The following is a 4,270-nucleotide window of genomic DNA, read 5'->3' on the forward strand; positions in this document are numbered from 1 at the left end:
CGATCGGCAGGCGCATCCCCGCCATTGCGGCCAGTTGCCCAGAGCGCCCCGCGACGGTCAGGCCAATCTTTTTGGACTTGATCGCGCCGCGCGTCGTTTGAACCCCCGTAACAGCCCCGTTTTCAATGTCGATCCCTGTCACTTCGCAGTTCTGGATAATATCAACGCCGCGCATATCCGCTCCTCGCGCAAAGCCCCAAGCGACCGCATCATGACGCGCGGTGCCGCCGCGCGGGTGCAGCAGACCGCCGTAGATCGGAAAGCGCGTATTGTCGAAATCCAAGTATGGCAGTATTTTTCGCACACCTGCAGTATCCAGCAGCACTGCATCATCGCCCTGATTGACCATCGCATTGCCGCGCCGCACAAAGGCATCGCGCTGACCATCGGAGTGGAACAGATTGATCAGACCGCGCTGCGAGTGCATGACGTTGTAGTTCAGGTCTTCCTCCAGCCCTTCCCAGAGTTTGAGCGAATGGCTGTAAAATTCGGAGTTCCCGTTCAGGAAATAATTCGCGCGCACAATCGTGGTATTACGACCCACATTACCGCCGCCTATGTAACCTTTCTCCAGAACCGCGATATTCGTCATGCCGTGGTTCTTTGCCAGGTAATAGGCCGTGGACAGCCCATGCCCACCGCCGCCGATCACGATCGCATCGTATTCAGCCTTCGGCTCGGGGTCGCGCCAATGGGGCGACCAGCCTTTATTGCCTGTTAGGCCTTCTTTGAGAATGCGTAGTCCAGAAAACCGCATGCACCCCTCCCCGGATATCTCTTTTCGAAATATGCGAGGCTTGCGCGCGGCGCGCAACGTGTTAGCGACATTGCACGTCGTTTTTTCCAAAAGGCGCGAAAATCTTCATCTTCGCGCCCCTTCAGTGCCGTTGGTGCTTCCTTGCGGTCCCTTTTGAACCCGCTAGAGGCCTTTGGCGCGGTAGCTTGCCGCCACTTTTTCGATCGCGACGATATAGGCCGCCGTGCGAAGATCGGTTACGTCCTCACGCTCATGCCAGATCTTGCGCATGGATTGATAGGAAATCCGCATCGTGTCATCGAGGCCCGAGCGCACCAACTCCAGCTCGTCTGCGCCGCGCAGGTATTTCTCTTTGAAACCAGGTGAGAGCTGCCAACCGAGGCCCTTATCGCTGCTCAACCGCTCCAACTCGTCCACGACCAGCTGGTGACGCGATTCTTCTTGGCGGCGCTGCATGCGGCCAAAGCGGATGTGGCTAAGGTTCTTCACCCACTCAAAATAGCTGACCGTCACGCCGCCCGCGTTGGCATACATATCCGGAATAATCACCACGCCCTTTTCGCGTAGAATATCGTCCGCACCAGCGGTTACTGGGCCATTCGCCGCTTCAATGATCAGGTTCGCTTTGATGCGGTCCGCATTCTCAAGATTGATCACGCCCTCGAGCGCCGCAGGGATCAGGATATCGCAATCGGATTCCAGCACCGCTGCGCCATCTTCATGGCCGCGGGCATCGGGATAGCCGCTGACGCCGCCGTGTTTGGTGATCCAGCCATGCACAGCTTCCACGTCCAGACCTTTTTCATCAAAGAGTGCGCCGTCGTGTTCAATGATACCGATAATTTGTGCGCCGTCCTCTTCGCGCAGGAACTTCGCCGCGTGATAGCCCACATTGCCCAGGCCCTGCACGATGACGCGTTTGCCCTCGAGCGTGCCCGTAAGGCCCGCTTTCTTCAGATCTAGATCATCGCGGAAGAACTCGCGCAGCGCGTATTGCACGCCGCGGCCCGTCGCCTCGACGCGTCCGGCGATGCCGCCCGCATTTAGCGGCTTACCGGTCACACAGGCCTTGCCGTTGATGTCAGAGGTGTTCATGCGCGCGTATTGATCGGCGATCCATGCCATCTCGCGCTCGCCCGTGCCCATATCGGGGGCCGGAACGTTCTGCGCCGGATCAATCAGATCACGTTTGATCAGCTCATAGGCAAAGCGGCGCGTAATCAGCTCCAACTCATGTTCGTCGTATTGGCGCGGATCAATGCGCAACCCGCCCTTGGAGCCACCAAAGGGAGCTTCGACCAGAGCACATTTATACGTCATCAGCGCTGCCAGCGCCTCGACCTCGTCCTGATTGACGCCCATCGCAAAGCGAATGCCGCCTTTAACTGGCTCCATATGTTCCGAGTGAACCGAGCGATATCCGGTAAACGTTTCGATTTTTCCGCGCAGGCGCACGCCAAAGCGCACGGTATAGGTCGCATTGCAAACCCTGATCTTCTCTTCGAGCCCCGGCGGCAAATCCAGCAGCGCGACGGCGCGGTTAAACATCAGATCAACGCTTTCGCGAAAACTCGGCTCGTTTGTAGTGCTCATGAACTTCTCCCGTATTGCAGTGCCTGCGTGATGGCGACACCGCTAGATCAAGCCTATGACGATATCGTTAACGCGTGCGACCAAAAACAGACCGCTCACAGCGAATTTGGCCGAACTTGACGCAGGATTCGGGCTTTGCGTCACCGAAGCCTGAAATTCACTTGCGATTTAGAAACAATTTGATTCGTTTCAGCGCCATTGTCCGTGAACCGGTCAAATCGGGCACGGTATCTCCCGTTTCCTGCCCCATTTTCGCCACAAGCCCAGCGCACATCTGAGCGGGACAAATTCCGCCCCAAGTGTGTGTTGCGTTAGGGGCGAAACGGAAAGGACCGATCAAGATGCGCGACAAATTCCGCCTTAACGGCCACGTGCCGAATAAGGGTAACGCTGAAAGGCGCGCTCCCTTTAAAAAGTTCAAGGACGACGAGGAAGGCAGCTTGGTCATCTTTGCAGTCTTCATGGTTTTGATGATCATCACGATGGGGGGCATCGGGGTAGACCTTATGCGCTCGGAGCGTGATAGAACCGTTTTGCAACATACGCTGGACCGCGCCATTTTGGCGGCTGCCGATCTTGATCAGCAACAAGCCCCGCAAACTGTTGTGAATGATTACTTCGAAGCGGCTGGCCTTGAGGACTTCTTGTCCAGTGTCACAGTCGATGAAGGCATCAACTACAAGACCGTCGGAGCCGAGGCCCAGTCGATCACCACCACCGCCTTCATGAAACTTTCCGGCGTCGACACGCTAAGCGCGACCGCCTCCGGTGTCGCTGAAGAACGCATTTCGAATGTCGAGATTTCGATGGTCCTCGACGTGTCCGGTTCCATGGGAAGCAACAACCGCATGTCTCGCCTCAAGACCGCGTCGCGCACCTTTATCGACACGGTGCTCAAGCCCACCAATCAGGGCCTGATCTCGGTCAATATCATTCCCTATGATGAACACGTCAGCGCAGGCTCTGAAATCTACAACGAGCTGAACGTGACAACGCAGCATGGCTTTTCGCACTGTATCGAATTTGACGATTACGAGTTCGAGCAGTCCGGTCTCAACTTCTCCAAGACCTACAAGCAAATGCAGCACACACGCCTCTACGACAGCTGGGGTTTTCAATGCCCGGTTGAAGATTGGGCCGACATCACTGTCTTCAGCGAAGACTCCACCGCTCTGAAAAACCAGATCAACCAGCTTCAGCCAAGCGGCAACACCCATATTTTCATGGGAATGAAATGGGCCGCTGCCACGCTTGATCCAAGCTTCAACTCCGTCGTGACCCAATTGGTCGCCTCCGGCGACGCCGATAGCGACTTTGCCGATCGTCCGGCCGCGTTCGATGATGTGGAAACGCTAAAAACCATCGTTCTGATGACTGACGGCGTGAACACTTCGTCCTACCGCGTTCAGGATTGGGCCTACGACAGCCCCTCCGATTACGCCCACTGGAGCAATTGGGGTATCATCAACTATCTGAACCGCTACGTGCGCTCGAACCAGCATCACCACTACTACTCGACAAAGTACTGGGGGTCCTATGGCGATGATTTGATGGCGAGCGTGTGCGAAGCGGCCAAAGATGATGGCATCGTCATCTGGTCCATCGGCTTCGAGGTAAATGATCACGGCGCGGACATCATGAAAGACTGCGCCTCCTCGCCAAGCCATTTCTTCCGTGTGGAAGGCGTCGAAATTTCCGAAGCATTTGACGCAATTGCGCGCCAGATCAACCAACTGAGGCTCACACAATGAAACAGCTTCTGAACACACTCCGCCGCTTTCGCCGTGCCGAGCGCGGCAACGTCACAGTCGAATTTGCTCTGGTGTTTCCGGTTTTTATCCTGATCCTCACATCGAGCATCGAAATGGGGGTCATCACGATCCGGCAAACTTTGCTGGAACGCGGCCTGGACATTGCGAT

Annotated in this window: 4 protein-coding genes; 2 read left to right on the forward strand and 2 right to left on the reverse strand. The window is 56.3% G+C overall.

Features of this window, described 5'->3' with window-relative positions; genetic code table 11:
• Positions 1 to 757 (reverse strand): FAD-dependent oxidoreductase (locus tag B9P63_RS18820; protein ID WP_139816305.1); only part of this gene is annotated, 757 nt, incomplete at its 3' end.
• A gap of 162 nt (positions 758 to 919) precedes the next feature.
• Complete coding sequence (locus tag B9P63_RS18825) at positions 920 to 2,350, reverse strand: Glu/Leu/Phe/Val family dehydrogenase (protein WP_085308224.1); 1,431 nt, start codon at positions 2,348 to 2,350, stop codon at positions 920 to 922.
• 341 nt (positions 2,351 to 2,691) lie between these two features.
• On the opposite strand from B9P63_RS18825, the gene B9P63_RS18830 reads away from it, so the two are divergent.
• Positions 2,692 to 4,101, forward strand: coding sequence for a TadE/TadG family type IV pilus assembly protein (locus B9P63_RS18830; protein ID WP_085308223.1), 1,410 nt, complete (start codon positions 2,692 to 2,694; stop codon positions 4,099 to 4,101).
• On the forward strand, positions 4,098 to 4,270 hold a 173-nt coding region (locus B9P63_RS19680; protein ID WP_176219214.1), incomplete at its 3' end, for a TadE/TadG family type IV pilus assembly protein. The genes B9P63_RS18830 and B9P63_RS19680, both read left to right, overlap by 4 nt.

The organism is Planktotalea arctica, from assembly GCF_002105285.1.
Taxonomy (GTDB): Bacteria; Pseudomonadota; Alphaproteobacteria; order Rhodobacterales; family Rhodobacteraceae; genus Planktotalea; species Planktotalea arctica.